Raw genomic sequence first — 16,163 nt, forward strand, 5'->3', positions numbered from 1 at the left:
GGCATGCGCAGGCAGCGGGGGGAGAACACCCGCTCGGCGCATCTGCCGGTCCCGGCCGCGCCCCAGCGCAGCCCGCTCGGCCTGCCGGTGTGGCGCAGCTCCGCGTGGGGTTCCGCAGGTCCGGGCGGCGGCGCCGCGGAGGCCGCGGCGCAGGCGGCGGGCGACCGGATCGACAACCCGACGACCGCGGCCTTCGCGGCGGCGGTGGCCTCCCTGGAGGGCGCGGCCGCGCCGGAGGACGTCGCCGGGCAGGCGTTCTCCTCGGGCCGGGCCGCGGTCAACACGGTGCTGATGACCTTCCTGCGCTCCGGGGCGCACGTCGTCGCCCCCGTCCCGGTCGACGGCGGGACCCACTCGCTCCTGACGAACGTGCTGTCGAGGTTCGGGGTGAGCGCGGACTTCGTCGACTACGCCGACCTGGGCCGGGTGAGCGCGGCGGTCCGGCGGAGCACGAAGATCATATACGCGGAGACGATCTCCACCCAGGCGGCGGCCGTGGCCGACATCCGCGGCCTCTACCGGATCGCGCGCGGCGCCGGGGCCCTGCTGGTGGTGGACTCGACCTACGCCACGCCGGTGGTGTGCCGCCCGCTGGAGCACGGCGCCGACCTCGTGCTCCACTCCGCGTCCACCTACCTCGGCGGGCACGACGACTGCACCGGAGGGATCGTCGTGGGCCGGCCCGACCTGGTCGCGCGGCTCCGCGCGGTCCGCGCCGACACCGGGGCCGAGCTCTCCCCCGACGAGGCATTCCTGCTCCGCCGCGGGCTGGAGACGCTGCCGCTGCGGGTGCGCCGCATGTGCTCCACCGCGATGGTGTTCGCCGCGGCCGTGGCCAAGCACCCCGCGGTCCGCCGGGTCGACTACCCCGGCCTGCCCCACCACCCCGGCCACCGGCTGGCCAGGCACCTGTTCGACTCCGGGCCCGAGGGCACCCGGTACGGCGCCTGCGTGACGGTCGTCCCGCACGGCGGCCAGGAGGCGGCCGCCCGGCTGACCGGGGCGCTCCGGCTCGTCTCCGCCGCCTCCTCGGCGGGCGGCACGCGCACCAAGGTCGCGCACGCGGCCTCACTCGGCCACCGCAGGGGCGGCGGCGGCACAGGGGACGGGAGGGCGGACGAGGCGGGAGCGGTGCGCTTCTCGATCGGCCTGGAGGACGCCGAGGACCTCATCGTGGATGTCACCCGGGCGCTCGACTCCCTGCTCGCCGCGGGGAGATAGGCGCGTCTGACAACCGGATTCACCCCCCAGAGGGGGTACATTCGGTCATCATGAGCGAGCAGCACACGTCCCGGCCGCGGGTCGCGATCCTCTTCGGCGGCCGAAACTCCGAGCACGCCGTCTCCATCCTCGGTGCGGGCAGCGTGCTGGAGGTCATCGACCGGTCCAAGTACGAGGTGATCCCGATCGGGATCGCCAAGGACGGGCGGTGGGTGCTCGCCTCCTCCGGCCAGCGCTACGCGATCGAGAGCGGCGAGCTGCCTGCCGTCGATGCCGGCGGCGCGGAGCTGGCGCTGCCGTCCGGGGGGAACTCGCTGGTCGCCTACGAGCCGGGGGACATCCCCGTCGAGCTCGGCACGGTGGACGTGGTCTTCCCGGTCATGCACGGCCCGTTCGCCGAGGACGGCACGATCCAGGGGCTGCTGGAGATGGCCGGGGTCCGCTACGTCGGCTCCGGGGTGCTGGCCAGCGCGGTCGGCATGGACAAGTCCTACATGAAGATGCTGCTGGCGGCCTCGGGCCTGCCGGTCGGGCCGTACGTCACGATCCGCGACCGCGACTGGCGGACCGAGCGCGACCGGGTCCTCAAGGAGGTCCAGGAGCTCGGCTGGCCGGTCTTCGTCAAGCCGGCCCGGGCCGGGTCCAGCCAGGGCATCTCCAAGGCCTCGGACCCGGCGGAGCTGGAGCGGGCCGTGGAGCTCGCCCGCGAGCACGACCCCAAGGTGCTGGTGGAGGCGGCGATCGCCGGCCGGGAGATCGAGTGCGCGGTGCTGGAGTCCCCGGGCGACGAGCCGCCGCGGGCCAGCCTGCCGGGCGAGATCCTGGTCCACGGCGACCACGAGTTCTACGACTTCGAGGCCAAGTACGTCGGCGACGACATGTCCCTGGTCGTGCCCGCGGACCTGCCCGGTGAGGCGGCCGAGGACCTGCGGGCCATGGCGGTGCGCGCGTTCGAGGCGCTGGGCTGCGAGGGGCTGGCGCGGGTGGACTTCTTCTACACCCCGGACGGGCGGCTGATCGTCAACGAGATCAACACCATGCCGGGCTTCACCGCGATGTCGGCCGCTCCGCAGCTGTGGGAGGCCAGCGGCGTGCCGTACCCCGAGCTGGTGGACCGGCTGATCCGCCTGGCGCTGGAGCGCTCACCCGGTCTGCGGTAGCGCGGCGGTGATCGGGGCCGCGAGGTCGGCGAGCACGTTCTCCGGGACGTGCTCGCGGGACACGGTCACCTCGACGTGGGCCGCCCGGGCGACCGAGGTGTACAGCAGCGGCCTGCCGGGGTCCTGGAACCACGCCACGTCGTTGATCACCGGCACCTGGTCGGTGGCGTTCATGTTCACCGGGCGGGGCACCCCGCAGCGCAGTGTGATCTCGCCGCCTCCCCAGACCGCGACGTACGGCGAGGCGGGGGTCGACTCCGTCCGCTCGGCCCCGTCGAGCACCCGGGGGAGCCGTCCGGCGAGCGTCCGGCAGGCGGCCGCGGCCGAGGGCTCCGGGGCGGGCGGGTCCACCCGGACCGCGCCGCCGCATCCGGCCAGGGCCAGCAGGACGCAGGCGCAGCCCGCCCGACGAGCGAACCGGAGCGACATCTTCCCTTCTCCCGCGGATCAGATGTGGACGATGGGGCACGTGAGCGTGCGCGTGATCCCTTCCACCGCCTGGATCTGCGCGACCACGAGCTTGCCGAGCTCGTCCACGTTCCGGGCCTCCGCGCGCACGATCACGTCGTAGGGGCCGGTGACGTCCTCCGCCTGCGTGACACCGGTGATCGAGGAGATCTGGCGTGCCACCTCGGCGGCCTTGCCGACTTCGGTCTGGATCAGGATGTAGGCCTGCACCATCACGTCCTCCCGGGCGATTGGATCAGTGCCGGAGGGCCACCGTACCCTGTGATGAACGGGAGGTGTGTCATCACAGTCGGAGATCTCGGCGAATTCGGAATCGTCGCGCGTATCGCCGGGCGTCTGCCGCAGGGCCGGACCGTCCTGCTGGGCCCCGGGGACGACGCGGCGCTGGTGGGCGCGCCCGACGGCCGGGTCGTGGTGACAACGGACTTATTACTCGAAAATCGACATTTCCGTCGGGATTGGTCCACTGCTTACGATATCGGACGAAAAGCCGCGGCCCAGAACCTCTCCGACGTCGTGGCCATGGGCGCCGACCCCACCGGAATCGTGGTCGGCCTGGGACTGCCCGCCGACACCCCCGCCGGATGGCTGGACGACCTCGCCGACGGCTTCCGCGACGAGTGCGCCCTGGTGGGGGCCAGCGTCGTGGGCGGCGACACCACCCGCTGCGAGCTGGTCGTGATCGGCGTCACCGCACTCGGCGACCTGGGCGGGCGGGCCCCGGTCACCCGCTCGGGAGCGCGCGAGGGCGACGTGGTCGCGGTGGCGGGGCGGCTCGGGCACGCCGCCGCCGGACTCGCCCTGCTCCGCGACGGCCGGGCCGTACCGGGGGCGGCCGGAGCCGGGGCGCGCCCGGGCGGGGCCGGGTCCGCCGCCAGACCTGCTGCCGGGCCCGCGGGGGCGGCCGGCGTCCCGGCATCCGCGGGGGCGGAGGACCCGGACTCGGGGGAGGCGGCCCCGGTGGCGCTGGCGGCGCTGGTGGACGCGCACCGCCGCCCGCGCCCGCCCTATCCCTGCGGTGTCCAGGCGGCCGAGCTGGGCGCCACCGCGATGCTGGACGTCAGCGACGGTCTGCTGCAGGATCTGGGCCATGTCGCACACGCCAGCGGAGTGGGGATCGTGCTCGACCCCGCGGCCTTCGCCGTCCCCCCGGAGCTGGAGGCCGCCGCCCGCCTGCTCGGGACGGACCCGCTGGAGTGGATCCTCACCGGCGGCGACGACCACGCCCTCGCCGCGGCCTTCCCTCCCGGCGTACGGCTCCCGCCCGTCTGGACCCGGGTCGGGAGGGTCACCGGAGGCGAGGGCGTCCAGGTGAGAGGACGCCCGCCGGGACACGGCGGCTGGGATCACTTCCGCGACTGACCGGTCGCGTTCTCATGGCATCCGTGAAAATTGTGACAATTATTTACTGAAATGGTATGAAGATGCCCGGTCGACTTCCTGAGGAAAAAAGAGGTGACAGTGGGTAGTCACGGAGCGGAGGGGGAGGAACCTCTCCAGCACGGTGGACGCCCCGAGCCGGGCACCGCTCCGCTGTCGGTCGGCGGGGACGAGCCGATCGGGCGCCGGCTCCGTCCCGAGCAGTCGGCGGACACCGTCCCCCTCCGGGGGGAGCGGCGGGACGGGTCCCCGGAGGAGCCCCGGTCCGAGGCCCGGCGGCGCTCCGGAGTGCCGGCCAGGGCCGCGCTGCTCGCCGCCACCGCCGCGGTCGCGATGATGGGCGGCACCGTCGCCGGCGTCCAGGCGTGGAAGGACGCGGCGGGACCGGCCCCCGACTGCCCGCCGGGGCAGTGCGCGGCGGCGTCGGACCGGCCCTCGCCGGCCGAGGACGCCACCCGGCCGCCCGAGGGCGCCTCCGGTGAGGAAACGGACCCCTCGGGCACCCCGGGGACCGAGCCCTCCGAGCCGGAGCGCGGGCAGACGGCGAAGCCCTCCTCACCCGCGAAGACGACCGACCGCCCGCGGCCGAGCCGCACGCCGAAGTCCCGCCCCGCGCCGGAGACCACCCGGAAGGTCTTCGACGACGGCCCGCCGGCGCTCGACGAGGACGGTCCGCAGCCGGACGAGCCGGCCGGCGGACTGTCGGCCGCCGACGACCACGCCGCACCGGCCACCCGGACCGCCACTCCGACGGCGCAGGCGCCCGCGGCCACCTCGACGCCCGCACCCGAGAGCGCGGCGCGGCCCTCGCCCAGCCCCACGAGGCAGCCCCACAAGCTCCCGCTCCCGCTGCCGTTCCTCGGCGGGGGAGGCCGGGACTGAGCCGCCGGCCGCCTCGCGCGGTCTCCTCCCCGGCCGGATCCGCGGCGCCCCACACCCGGCCGGAAGCTGGTTGGATGAGAGCCATGACCGTTTCGTCCCCTCCCCGCGTGCTGACCGTCGCCGGTTCCGACTCCGGCGGCGGCGCGGGCATCCAGGCCGACCTGAAGACCATGCTCGCCCTCGGTGTGCACGGCATGAGCGTCATCGCCGCGGTGACGGCCCAGAACTCGCTGGGCGTCCAGGGCTACTGGGAGCTCCCGCCCGAGGCGGTGCGGGCCCAGCTCGACTCGGTGCTCGGCGACATCGGAGCTCAGGCGATCAAGACCGGGATGCTGGCCTCGGCCGTGCTGGTGGAGACCGTCGCCGAGGTGCTGGCCGGGGTGGACGCCCCGGTCGTGGTGGACCCGGTCGGCGTCTCCAAGCACGGGGACGCCCTGCTGGCCCCGGAGGCGGTGGACACCGTGAAGTCGCGGCTGCTGCCCGTGGCCACCGTGGTCACCCCCAACCTGTGGGAGGTGGCCCAGCTCACCGGGGTGAAGGTCGAGGAGGAGAGGGACATGCGCCGGGCCGCGGAGGCGGTCCTGGCGCTCGGCCCCGCCTGGGTGCTGGTCAAGGGCGGTCACCTGCCGGGCGCCCCGGTGGACCTGCTGACCGACGGCGACCGGGAGTTCCGCTTCACCGCCGAGCGGCACGACAACCGCCACACCCACGGCACCGGCTGCACCCTGGCCTCGGCCATCGCCTCGCACCTGGCCCTCGGCGAGGACGTCCCGTCCGCCGTGCGGCAGGCCAAGGAGTACGTCACGGGCGCGATCGCCCGGGGGTTCGCACTGGGGGCGGGCATCGGCCCGGTGGACCACGCCTGGCGCGGGCGCGCCTGACCCGCCCGCCCCGGCCTCCGGGCCGGGGCGGTCTCAGACGTCGATGATCACGTGCTCCAGCTCGCGGTCGACCCGGGTGATCCCCGCGCGGTCGTCGGTGAGCACGATGGCGTCGACGACTCCCGAGGGGGAACTGCGGGCGCACAGGGCGACGTTCACGTCGACCACGTCGTCGTGACCGCATTCGCCGATCTTCCGGCCGATCTGGACCGCGCGCTCGGGGGTCAGCTCGTCGATCACGAGCGAGCCGTGGCGGATCCGCTGGGCGCGGTTGAACGCCGCGGCCAACCGGGTCTGCCGGGCCCCGCCGCGACCGACCTCGGCCAGCACGGTGCGGGGTACGACGCCCTCCACCTCGCCGGCGAGGATGCGCTCCAGCGCCTCGATCACGTCGGGGTGGCCCCGCTCGAGCCCGATCAGGGCGCCGGAGTCGAACACGAAGCGCCGCAGCCCCTCGGACCGCGTCACGCCCGGACCCCCAGGGCGGACGCCCCGGCCTCCTGGATGGTGCGCAGCGCGTGGACGGCCTCGTCGACGCGCTTGCGGCTCTCCGCCGAGGGCTCGCCGAACTCCGCCTTGAGGTCGGCCAGGAGCGCGGACAGCTCCGCGCGGCTGCGCTGGTGCTCGACGACCTCCGAGATCAGCCCGGAGATGGACGGGGCGCGACCGGCTCTGACCTCGCCCTGCATCCACCGGTACAGGTCATCGGGGAGGTCGACGCCGATCTTCTTGGTCACGTCGCGCACGGGGCCGCGAGGCAGGCAGGTGATGGTCACGCTGCGACGATAGAGAGTCACGCTGCGTCGGACAAACATGTTGCGAAAACATGTCGGCCCGGAGCTGTTCCGTTGACCGGCGGCCGGTGGCGCGGTCGGAGCGCGCGCGGGGCACGCCCCGAGCGGGCCGCAGACGTGCCCGGAAAAGCAGGAAGCCCGCCGCCCTCGCGGAGGGCGGCGGGCTGTCCGGGAGCCTGGACTAGCGGGTGACCTTGCCGGCCTTCAGGCAGGAGGTGCACACGTTGAGCCGCTTCTTCGTGCCGTTCACCACGGCGCGCACCGGCTGGATGTTCGGAGTCCAGCTGCGACGGGTGCGGCGGTGCGAGTGGGAGATGTTGTTGCCGAAGATCGGCTTCTTGGCGCAGACGTCGCAGACGGAAGCCACGGTTCGCTCCTTAGATCAGTCGAGAGACCCGATCCGCTTGGCGGTCATCGGGCATGCCGGGACGACCGGCTGGCCAAACGAGGATATCCGATGCCTGGCCCTGCCTGCCAACGCGAGCTGTCACGGCCAGTCGAACGGGATAATCTCCAAAAGACAACCGTAGCGCATCCCGGAGGCCGGGACGGCGGGCCGCGGGGGACGGGGCCTGGCCGCGGCGGGGCGGCGCGGCCGCCGGGACGCGGCCGGACGGGCCCGCAGGCACGAAAGGGCAGGCATGCTGGAGGTGTTCGACCCGCCGGCGGTCCGCCGGTGGTCGCGGCTGGCCGCGGAGACACTCGGCCGGGTCCGGGAGGAGATCGACGCGCTCAACGTCTTCCCGGTCCCCGACGGCGACACCGGCACCAACCTCCACCTCACCATGCTCTCTGCGGCCGAGGCGCTGGACGGCCTGCCCCCCGGCGCCGACGCGGCGACCACCTGGCGGACCCTGGTGCAGGGCGCTCTGATCGGCGCGCGCGGCAACTCCGGGGTCATCGTCAGCCAGGCGCTGCGCGGCCTCGCCGAGGTGCTGCGCACGGCCGAGGGCCGGGGAGCCGATCTCGGGCACGGCCTGGCGCGGGCCGCCGAGCTGGCCCGGGGCGCGGTGGAGAAACCGGTCGAGGGCACGCTGCTGAGCGTGCTCGGCGCGGTGGCCTCCGCGGTGCGCGACCTGCCGGGCGACCTCGCCGCGGTGGCGCGCCGGGCGGCCCAGGAGGCGCGCGCCGCGCTCCGGCGCACTCCGGACCAGCTGGACGTGCTGGCCCGCAACGGCGTGGTGGACGCGGGCGCGGCGGGCCTGACGATCATCCTGGAGAGCCTCGCCGCGGTGGTCACCGGCTCCTCCGTCGGGTCGCCGCGGATCCCCGCCCCGGCGCACCGGATCGAGCCCGAGCCGGAGGGGGAGCCCGGCTACGAGGTGATGTACCTGCTGGAGGCCGACGACGGCGCCGTGGAGGCGCTCCGCGGCGAGCTGGCCGGGCTCGGCGACTGCCTGGTGGTCGTGGGCGGCGAGGGCCTGTGGAACGTGCACGTGCACGTGGCCGACGCGGGAGCCGCGATCGAGGCCGGGCTCCGGGCCGGCAGGCCGTACCGGATCCGGGTGGCCTACCTGGCCGCGGCGGGCCGGACCCACCGGGCCGCGGGCGGGCGGGGCGTGGTCGCGGTGGCGGCCGGACCGGCCCTCGGCGCGCTGTTCGAGCGGGCCGGAGCCGTCGTGGTCCGCCGGGAGCCGGGCGCAGGCCCGCCGCGGGCCGCCGTGCTGGCCGCGATCCGCGAGGCCGGCACCGAGGTCGTGGTGCTGCCCAACGACAGCGGGGCGAGGGAGGTCGCGGCGGCCGCGGCGGAGACCGCCCGCGAGGAGGGGATCGCGGTGAGCGTGATCCCCACCCGGGCGTCGGTGCAGGGCCTGGCGGCGCTGGCCGTGCACGACCCGCTCCGGCGCTTCGACGACGACGTCGTCGCGATGACCGAGGCGGCCGCGCACACCCGCCACGGGCACGTCTGGGTGGCCGACCGCGAGGCCGTGACGAGCGCCGGCCTGGTCGGCCCCGGCGACGTGCTCGGCGTGATCGACGGGGACGCCGCGCTGGTCGGCACCGGCCTGGTGCAGACCGCGCTGCAGGTCGTCGACCGCATGGTCGCGACGAGCAGTGAGCTGGTCACCCTGCTGGAGGGCACGGACGCGCCGGACGGGCTGGCGCGGGCCGTGCAGGACCACCTGGCGGCCACCCGCCCGGACATCGAGGTCGTCCGGTACGAGGGCGGGCAGGGCGGCTACCCGCTCCTCATCGGGGTCGAATGAGCGGCCGGACCGGGGTCGGAGCCGGCCGGGCGGGCGCGGCCGGATGAATTCTGTCCCCGGGAGAAGGTAGAAAGCTGCCGTGACGAGCTTCGACGAGCCGACGGGCAAGGTGCTGGACCCCCGCACGGCCAAGCTGCTGGAGAGCGTCCTCGGCCTGCGCACCGTCGGAGACCTGCTCCGGCACTACCCCCGGCGCTACGCCCAGCGGGGCGAGCTGACCGACCTCGACGACCTGCGGGTCGACGAGCACGTCACGGTGGTGGGCGAGGTCACCAAGGCCGTGCGCAGGCCGATGCGGAACAAGGGCGGCACCTGGCTGGAGGTCGAGGTCGTCGACGGCCGCGGCAGCAGGATCTACCTGTCGTTCTTCGGCAAGGCCTCGCACATCGCCGAGACGCGGCTGCGCCCGGGCGCCCGGGGCATGTTCGCCGGGAAGGTCGGGGCGTTCGGCCAGGGCGAGCGGCGCAAGTGGCAGCTGTCGCACCCCGAGTTCGAGATGATCGACGAGACGGAGCAGGACGCCGGGGAGTTCGCCGCGGCGCTGGTGCCGATCTACCCGGCGGGCAAGGACGTCACGCCCTGGGCGATCCGGCGGGCGCTGGGCGTCGTGCTCGACACCATGGGCGAGCTGGAGGACCCCCTCCCGGCCGACCTGCGGGCCCGGCACGGGCTGCCCGGGCTGGCAGAGGCGCTGCTGGCGATCCACCGGCCGCGCGACCACGCCGACGTGGCGCGGGCGCGCAAGCGGCTCAAGTTCGACGAGGCGTTCCTGCTCCAGGCCGTGCTGCTGCAGCGGAAGACGGCCGCCGAGTCCTGGGCGGCGACCCCCCGGCCCCGGCGCGACGACGGGCTGCTGGCCGACTTCGACGCCCGGCTGCCGTTCCAGCTGACCGAGGGGCAGCGGAGCGTGGGAGAGGAGATCGCGGCCGACCTGGCGCGGGAGCACCCCATGCACCGGCTGCTCCAGGGCGAGGTCGGCGCGGGCAAGACCGTGGTGGCGCTGCGCGCCATGCTCCAGGTCGTCGACGCGGGGGGCCAGGCCGTCCTGCTCGCGCCCACCGAGGTGCTCGCCCAGCAGCACCACCGGTCGATCACCGCCATGCTCGGCGACCTGGCGACCGGCGGCATGTTCGGCGGCACCTCGGTGGCCCTGCTGACCGGGTCGCTGGGCGCCGCGGCCCGCCGTACGGCGATGCTCGACGCCGCCTCCGGCGCGGCCGGGATCGTGGTCGGCACCCACGCGGTGCTCCAGGAGCGCGTCCAGTTCGCCGACCTGGGGCTCGTGGTGGTCGACGAGCAGCACCGCTTCGGTGTGGAGCAGCGCGACGCCCTGCGCGAGAAGGCGGGCGGAGGGCGCCCGCACGTGCTGGTCATGACCGCGACCCCGATCCCGCGCACGGTCGCGATGACCGTCTTCGGCGACCTCACCGTCTCCACGCTCTCGCAGCTGCCCGCCGGCCGCGCCCCGATCAGCACGCACGTGGTGCCCGCCGCCGAGAAGCCGCACTTCCTCGACCGGGCGTGGGCCCGCGTGCGGGAGGAGGTCGAGCTCGGCAGGCAGGCCTACGTGGTGTGCCCGCGCATCGGCGACCTGGAGGGCGACGAGGGCGACCTGGCGGGCGGCGACGACGAGCGGCGCCCGCCGCTGGCGGTGCTGGACATGGCGCAGGCGCTCGCCGAGGGGCCGCTGAAGGGGCTGCGTACGGCGGTGCTCCACGGCAAGCTGCCACCGGAGGAGAAGGACGCCGTGATGCGGGCCTTCGCCCGGGGCGAGGTCGACGTCCTGGTGGCGACCACGGTCATCGAGGTCGGCGTGGACGTGCCCAACTCCTCGGTCATGGTCATCATGGACGCCGACCGCTTCGGCGTCTCCCAGCTCCACCAGCTCCGCGGCCGGGTCGGCCGGGGCGGCCTGCCGGGACTGTGCCTTCTGGTGAGCGAGGCGCCGCAGGGCACGCCCGCCCGGGAGCGGCTCGCCGCGGTCGCGGCGACCCTGGACGGGTTCGAGCTGTCCCGGGTGGACCTGGAGCAGCGCCGGGAGGGGGACGTGCTGGGAGTGGCGCAGTCGGGCCGCAGGTCGTCGCTGAAGATGCTGCGGCTGCTCCGGGACGAGGACGTCATCGAGGCCGCCCGCGAGGAGGCCGAGGCGATGCTGGCCGCGGATCCGGAGCTGGCCGGGCATCCGTCCCTGAGGGCGGAGATCGGAAGGCTGCTCGCCGACGAGCGGGCCGAATACCTGGAGAAGGCGTGAGGGCGGAGGCGTGAGAGGGTTCCCCGGACGGGGCGCCGGGAGAGGCGGCCCGTGCGAGGGGCGCCGCCGGAGTGCCGCCGGGGTTCCGGGCGTCCTTCGCGGCCTGCGCCGCGACCGAGCACGGTGCGCGCCGGGATCCCCGGGCCCAGTTGCGGGGACGGCCTCCCCCCGAATGCCGTCCCCGCCTGGGCCCGCTCTCGGGTCAGGTGCCGAGAGCACCGGCGTGCGGAAGGGCTCACGATCACGCCGGCCGGCCTTCCCCTGGGTCATTCGAAGGCCGCAGCACTCATCATGCAGGGCGGGGGGCCGCAGGGGAACGACCCTTGCGCTTTCGTCGCCGCCGCTTGCCCACTCTTGACCATGGCGACCCGCCGGAAAGCCTGTGACCTGCGGTTATGTGCTCGGCCGCGACACCGGAGACGACACGGGACAATGGACGGGTGAGTCGAGTCATCGCGGGTGTCGCAGGGGGAAGAAGGCTGGCCGTGCCGCCGGGGCGGGGGACCCGCCCCACGAGCGACCGGGCCAGGGAGGGGATCTTCTCCACGGTGGGCTCGCTGATCGGCCCGCTGGACGGGGCCCGGGTCATGGACCTGTACGCCGGCTCCGGCGCGGTCGGGCTGGAGGCGCTCTCGCGCGGGGCGGCCCACGCGCTGCTGGTGGAGTCCGACCCCAGGGCGGTCCGGACGATCCGGGCGAACATCGCCTCGCTCGGGCTGCCGGGGGCCGAACTGGCCGCCGACCGGGTGGAGCGGGTGCTCGCCCGGGGCGCCGCGCAGCCGTACGACTTCGTGTTCGCCGACCCGCCGTACGCGGTGGCGGCCGAGGAGGTCGACGCGGTGCTGGGGCTGCTGCGCGCGGGGGGCTGGCTCGCCGAGGACGCGCTGGTGGCGGTGGAGCGGGAGAGCAGGGGGAAGGACCTGGTCTGGCCGGACGGATTCGAAGAGGAGAGGGTCCGTCGTTACGGCGAAGCGTCCGTTTGGTACGGTCGCGCCGCCGGGAATCCGTAAACCTGGGGGTTCGCCTTGCGTCGCGTGATCTGCCCGGGGTCCTTCGACCCCGTCACCAACGGTCATCTGGACATCATCGGCCGGGCCTCCCGGCAGTACGACGAGGTCGTCGTCGCGGTCCTGATCAACATCGAGAAGAAGAGCCTGTTCACGGTCGAGGAGCGCATCGAGATGCTCCAGACCGTGACCAAGGAGTACGGCAACGTGCGCGTGGACAAATTCCACGGCCTGCTGGTGGACTACTGCAGACAGCAGGAGATCCCGGCCATCGTCAAGGGCCTGCGCGCGGTCAGCGACTTCGACTACGAGCTCCAGCAGGCCCAGCTCAACTACCGGATGTCCGGGGTCGAGACGCTGTTCATGGCGACCGGGCCCGAGGTGTCGTTCCTGTCCTCCAGCCGGATCAAGGAGATCGTCAGGTACGGCGGGGACGTGAGCGGCCTGGTGCCCGAGCTCGTCGAGGAGCGCCTCATCGAGAGGCTCAGGGGATAGGCCGCGGTCCGTGCGCGCTCCGCCCCGCAGCGTGGCGGTCCGGAGCTCGCAGACCCCTGGTATTCTCTTATTTCGGCCTTGCACGACGGCGGTGATTCGCCATGCCTGATGAGAGCGGAATGACTCTGCACCTTGATCCCCGCGCCCCGTGGGTGGTCTCCACCCACGAGTTGGGGCGGCAACCGGGGACGATGCGGCAGTTGCGCCTCACTCTTCCGGCACCGGCGGAGATCGGCGTCGACATGATCGGTGTCCCCAAGGACGCCGATGTCGAGCTGGACCTCCGGCTCGAGGCGGTCATGGAAGGCGTGCTCGTCACGGGCACGGCGCGTTCCCCGCTGCGGGGGGAGTGCGCACGGTGTCTGGAGCCGATCACCTCGGTGAGCGAGGTGTCGTTCCAGGAGCTGTACTTCTACTCGGCTGAGGATGCGGCCGAGGACGACCTCCTCCTGGACGGGGACCTGCTCGACCTCGAACCGGTCTTCCGCGACGCGGTGGTGCTCACACTGCCGCTGAGTCCGCTCTGCAGTGAGGACTGCGCCGGGCTCTGCGCGGAGTGCGGGATCAGGCTGGCCGACGCCGAGCCTGGTCACGGTCACGAGGTGATCGACGCACGCTGGGCGAAGCTGCAGGGTCTGGTTCCGGAACATAACAACGATCAGGAGAGCTGACGTGGCTGTCCCCAAGCGCAAGATGTCGCGGAGCAACACTCGCTCCCGCCGGTCGCAGTGGAAGGCCGCCGCGGTCTCGCTCGTGAGCTGCCCCCAGTGCCGCTCGCCGAAGCGTCCGCACATGGCGTGCCCGACCTGCGGCACCTACAACCGCCGTCAGGTGATCGAGCCCTCCGCCTGATCGCATTCTGACTGACGGATGCCGGCCGGGCGCCCCTCGCGGGCCCCGGCCGGCGTCACCGTCCGGCCCTGCGATGGCGGTCCGTCCGCGGCCGTGGTGGACGCCGGGGTCCGTGCACACGAACCCTCCCGGCGTCCACCACGTCTTCGGAGTATCCGGGCGATCTCTCGTCTCGCTTCCTTCGCCATCGCGCATTCACGAACGACCGTGCGAGGAGAAGAAGACGTGGCGACGAGCATGAAGCCGGTGGCCGTCGAGGCCGCGAGGGACGAGCTGGAGCGGCTCCTGTCCGTGCGACTGGACGTCGCGATCCTGGAGCGGGCGCTGACCCACCGCTCCTACGCCTACGAGAACGGCGGCCTGCCCACCAACGAGCGCCTGGAGTTCCTCGGCGACTCGGTGCTGGGGCTCGTCGTCACCGACACGCTCTACCGCAACCACCCCGACCTGCCCGAGGGCCAGCTGGCCAAGCTGCGGGCCGCGGTGGTCAACATGCGCGCCCTCGCCGACGTGGCGCGCGGCCTGGGCCTGGGCCGCTTCCTGCGGCTCGGCCGGGGCGAGGAGGGCACCGGGGGGCGCGACAAGTCCTCGATCCTCGCCGACACGCTCGAGGCGCTCATCGGCTCGGTCTACGTGGACAAGGGCCTGGACGAGTCGTTCCGCGTCGTCCACCTGCTCTTCGACCCGCTCATCACCCGCTCGGCCTCGCTGGGCGCCGGTCTCGACTGGAAGACCTCCCTGCAGGAGCTGACCGCCTCGGAGTCGCTCGGCGTGCCCGAGTACCACGTCGAGGAGAGCGGCCCGGACCACGCCAAGTCCTTCACCGCGGCCGTCCGGCTGGGCGGCGAGGAGTACGGCTCGGGCTCCGGCCGGTCGAAGAAGGAGGCCGAGCAGCAGGCCGCCGAGGCCGCCTGGAACCGCATCCGCAGCGCCCAGCAGGCGCGCGAGGCGGCGAACTGACGGCGGTCCCGGGACCGGTCAGGAGGGGGCATGCCCGAGTTGCCGGAGGTCGAGGTCGTACGGCGGGGCCTGGAGCGCTGGGTCGCCGGCCGTACCGTGGCGCGCGCGCAGGTGCTCCATCCGCGGGCGATCCGGCGCCACGTCCCCGGGGCGGAGGAGTTCGCCGCCCGGCTGGCGGGCCGGACGATCGCCTCGGCCGAGCGCCGCGGCAAATACCTGTGGCTCCCGCTGGACGGCTCCGACGCGCTCCTGGCGCACCTGGGGATGAGCGGGCAGCTGCTGGTGGTCGAGCCGGACTCGCCCCCCGAGCGGCACCTGAGGGTCCGGCTGAGCTTCACCGACGGCGGCCCGGAGCTGCGCTTCGTCGACCAGCGGACCTTCGGCCACGTGCTGGTCGCGCCGCTGACGGCCCGGCTCCCGCGGTGGGTGCCCGAGCCGATCGCGCACATCGCGGCCGACCCCTTCGAGGACTCGTTCGACGACGAGGGGTTCGCGATCGACCTGCGGCGCAGGCGGACCGAGGTCAAGCGCGCCCTGCTGGACCAGTCGCTGATCAGCGGGGTCGGCAACATCTACGCCGACGAGGCCCTGTGGCGGGCGCGGCTGCACGGCACGCGCCCCACGGCGACGCTGACCCGGCCGAAGATCGCGGAGCTGCTGGCCGCGGTCCGCGCGGTGATGACCGAGGCGCTGGCCGAGGGCGGCACATCTTTCGACAGTCTGTACGTGAATGTCAACGGGGAGAGCGGCTACTTCGAGCGGTCACTCGCCGTGTACGGCAGGCGCGACCTGCCCTGCCGGCGGTGCGGGACACCGGTCGTGCGGGAGTCGTTCATGAACCGCTCCTCCTACAGCTGCCCCCGCTGCCAGCCTCCCCCGCGCGCCGCCCGTAGGGTACGGGCATGACGGAGGTCCGGCTGACCGCATGGGTCAGAGGAAGAGTCCAGGGTGTGGGTTTCCGCTGGTGGACGCGGGCGCGGGCGTTGGAGCTCGGCCTGGTCGGCTGGGCGAGGAACGCCGACGACGGCCGGGTCGAGGTCGTGGCGGAGGGATCCGAGGAGGCGGCGGGCGCGCTGCTGGAGCTCCTCCGGAGCGGCCGGACGCCGGGCCGGGTGGACGGGGTCGTGGAGCGCTGGAGCGCGGCGAAAGGAAATCTATCGGGTTTCGTGGAGCGCTGACACTTCCCTTGAAACCTCTCTCTGGGGTATATTTAGCTGTCGAGAGTGCCCACAGGTGCATCCATGCGGAGTGTTCAACTTGACCGTCTCCCACACCGGTGCGACTCTTGATAGGAACCACGCGCACCCCTCCCGCGGCAAAGAAGTGCGCGAACCAGTCTGGTCACTCAGCGTGGAGGACCCTTAACCATGGCGAAGGCTCTACTCGGCCACGTCGGCGGTCCTGACCCTCGGATGGTCTCGGAGATGCGCCGTCTTCAGCAGCGCGTCCGCGACCTGGAGGCAGAGCTCATCCGGCTCCAGGCCCAGAACGACGAACTTGCGGCGAGCAGCCGCGACGAGACGTTCACCGGTCTGCAGGATCGCGAGCCAGCTCTCACCTAGGGCCCTGTTCCTGAACCTCCGCCCGCTCGGGTGACGGATCCCG

20 protein-coding genes are annotated in these 16,163 nt (G+C 73.7%); 15 read left to right on the forward strand and 5 right to left on the reverse strand.

Annotated features, from left to right (window positions below; translation table 11 throughout):
* Positions 1 to 3: 3 nt before the first annotated feature.
* Together ABD823_RS06675 and ABD823_RS06680 are read left to right on the forward strand one after the other, a co-directional pair.
* Positions 4 to 1,221: a trans-sulfuration enzyme family protein gene (locus ABD823_RS06675; protein ID WP_344856960.1), complete on the forward strand. Its 1,218-nt coding sequence runs from the start codon at positions 4 to 6 to the stop codon at positions 1,219 to 1,221.
* A gap of 50 nt (positions 1,222 to 1,271) precedes the next feature.
* The gene (locus ABD823_RS06680; RefSeq protein WP_344856961.1) at positions 1,272 to 2,381 is read left to right on the forward strand and encodes a D-alanine--D-alanine ligase family protein; all 1,110 of its coding nucleotides are present in this window, start codon (positions 1,272 to 1,274) and stop codon (positions 2,379 to 2,381) included.
* Here ABD823_RS06680 and ABD823_RS06685 read toward each other — a convergent pair.
* Together ABD823_RS06685 and ABD823_RS06690 are read right to left on the reverse strand one after the other, a co-directional pair.
* Entirely contained in the window at positions 2,364 to 2,810 is a 447-nt protein-coding gene (locus ABD823_RS06685; RefSeq protein ID WP_344856963.1) for a DUF3515 domain-containing protein, read from the reverse strand. The two genes, ABD823_RS06680 and ABD823_RS06685, sit on opposite strands and share 18 nt — an antisense overlap.
* 18 nt (positions 2,811 to 2,828) lie before the next feature.
* Positions 2,829 to 3,062, reverse strand: coding sequence for an Lrp/AsnC family transcriptional regulator (locus ABD823_RS06690; RefSeq protein ID WP_344856964.1), 234 nt, complete (start codon positions 3,060 to 3,062; stop codon positions 2,829 to 2,831).
* 51 nt (positions 3,063 to 3,113) lie between these two features.
* Between ABD823_RS06690 and ABD823_RS06695 the strand changes: the two genes are divergently transcribed.
* The 3 genes from ABD823_RS06695 to thiD all read left to right on the forward strand — a co-directional run bounded on the left by ABD823_RS06695 (position 3,114) and on the right by thiD (position 5,992).
* Positions 3,114 to 4,211 carry a thiamine-phosphate kinase gene (locus ABD823_RS06695; RefSeq protein ID WP_344856966.1) on the forward strand — a complete coding sequence of 366 codons (1,098 nt, stop codon included), beginning with the start codon at positions 3,114 to 3,116 and terminating at the stop codon, positions 4,209 to 4,211.
* Between the two features lie 93 nt (positions 4,212 to 4,304).
* Positions 4,305 to 5,111, forward strand: a complete 807-nt coding sequence (locus tag ABD823_RS06700) for a hypothetical protein (RefSeq protein ID WP_344856968.1) — start codon at positions 4,305 to 4,307, stop codon at positions 5,109 to 5,111.
* 83 nt (positions 5,112 to 5,194) lie between these two features.
* Complete coding sequence (gene thiD / locus ABD823_RS06705) at positions 5,195 to 5,992, forward strand: bifunctional hydroxymethylpyrimidine kinase/phosphomethylpyrimidine kinase (RefSeq protein WP_344856969.1); 798 nt, start codon at positions 5,195 to 5,197, stop codon at positions 5,990 to 5,992.
* A 33-nt stretch (positions 5,993 to 6,025) separates the two neighbouring features.
* Here thiD and ABD823_RS06710 read toward each other — a convergent pair whose 3' ends face one another.
* The 3 genes from ABD823_RS06710 to rpmB form a co-directional block, all read right to left on the reverse strand.
* Positions 6,026 to 6,460, reverse strand: coding sequence for a PIN domain-containing protein (locus ABD823_RS06710; RefSeq protein ID WP_344856971.1), 435 nt, complete (start codon positions 6,458 to 6,460; stop codon positions 6,026 to 6,028).
* Positions 6,457 to 6,768, reverse strand: a complete 312-nt coding sequence (locus ABD823_RS06715) for a hypothetical protein (protein WP_344856972.1) — start codon at positions 6,766 to 6,768, stop codon at positions 6,457 to 6,459. Before ABD823_RS06715 ends, ABD823_RS06710 begins: the two co-directional genes overlap by 4 nt.
* Positions 6,769 to 6,967: 199 nt before the next feature.
* A complete protein-coding gene (gene rpmB / locus ABD823_RS06720; protein WP_344856974.1) occupies positions 6,968 to 7,153 on the reverse strand; it encodes a 50S ribosomal protein L28 in 186 nt (61 codons plus the stop codon).
* A gap of 274 nt (positions 7,154 to 7,427) precedes the next feature.
* Between rpmB and ABD823_RS06725 the strand changes: the two genes are divergently transcribed.
* From ABD823_RS06725 to ABD823_RS06770, 10 genes are all read left to right on the forward strand, one after another.
* Positions 7,428 to 8,993: a DAK2 domain-containing protein gene (locus ABD823_RS06725; RefSeq protein WP_344856976.1), complete on the forward strand. Its 1,566-nt coding sequence runs from the start codon at positions 7,428 to 7,430 to the stop codon at positions 8,991 to 8,993.
* Positions 8,994 to 9,072: 79 nt separating this feature from the next.
* Positions 9,073 to 11,244 carry an ATP-dependent DNA helicase RecG gene (recG, locus tag ABD823_RS06730; protein ID WP_344856978.1) on the forward strand — a complete coding sequence of 724 codons (2,172 nt, stop codon included), beginning with the start codon at positions 9,073 to 9,075 and terminating at the stop codon, positions 11,242 to 11,244.
* A 440-nt stretch (positions 11,245 to 11,684) separates the two neighbouring features.
* Positions 11,685 to 12,254 carry a 16S rRNA (guanine(966)-N(2))-methyltransferase RsmD gene (gene rsmD, locus ABD823_RS06735; protein WP_344856980.1) on the forward strand — a complete coding sequence of 190 codons (570 nt, stop codon included), beginning with the start codon at positions 11,685 to 11,687 and terminating at the stop codon, positions 12,252 to 12,254.
* Positions 12,255 to 12,269: 15 nt separating this feature from the next.
* Positions 12,270 to 12,746, forward strand: coding sequence for a pantetheine-phosphate adenylyltransferase (coaD, locus tag ABD823_RS06740; RefSeq protein ID WP_344856982.1), 477 nt, complete (start codon positions 12,270 to 12,272; stop codon positions 12,744 to 12,746).
* Positions 12,747 to 12,865: 119 nt separating this feature from the next.
* Entirely contained in the window at positions 12,866 to 13,417 is a 552-nt protein-coding gene (locus ABD823_RS06745; protein WP_344856984.1) for a YceD family protein, read from the forward strand.
* A 1-nt stretch (position 13,418) separates the two neighbouring features.
* Complete coding sequence (rpmF, locus tag ABD823_RS06750; RefSeq protein WP_068926486.1) at positions 13,419 to 13,598, forward strand: 50S ribosomal protein L32; 180 nt, start codon at positions 13,419 to 13,421, stop codon at positions 13,596 to 13,598.
* 237 nt (positions 13,599 to 13,835) lie between these two features.
* Positions 13,836 to 14,558: a ribonuclease III gene (gene rnc / locus ABD823_RS06755; protein ID WP_344857083.1), complete on the forward strand. Its 723-nt coding sequence runs from the start codon at positions 13,836 to 13,838 to the stop codon at positions 14,556 to 14,558.
* Between the two features lie 30 nt (positions 14,559 to 14,588).
* The gene (mutM, locus tag ABD823_RS06760) at positions 14,589 to 15,464 is read left to right on the forward strand and encodes a bifunctional DNA-formamidopyrimidine glycosylase/DNA-(apurinic or apyrimidinic site) lyase (RefSeq protein ID WP_344856994.1); all 876 of its coding nucleotides are present in this window, start codon (positions 14,589 to 14,591) and stop codon (positions 15,462 to 15,464) included.
* Entirely contained in the window at positions 15,461 to 15,736 is a 276-nt protein-coding gene (locus tag ABD823_RS06765; protein WP_344856995.1) for an acylphosphatase, read from the forward strand. Before mutM ends, ABD823_RS06765 begins: the two co-directional genes overlap by 4 nt.
* 189 nt (positions 15,737 to 15,925) lie before the next feature.
* Positions 15,926 to 16,120 carry a hypothetical protein gene (locus tag ABD823_RS06770; protein WP_344856997.1) on the forward strand — a complete coding sequence of 65 codons (195 nt, stop codon included), beginning with the start codon at positions 15,926 to 15,928 and terminating at the stop codon, positions 16,118 to 16,120.
* Positions 16,121 to 16,163 lie beyond the last annotated feature (43 nt).

This window comes from Planomonospora alba, from assembly GCF_039534085.1.
GTDB lineage: Bacteria > Actinomycetota > Actinomycetes > Streptosporangiales > Streptosporangiaceae > Planomonospora_B > Planomonospora_B alba.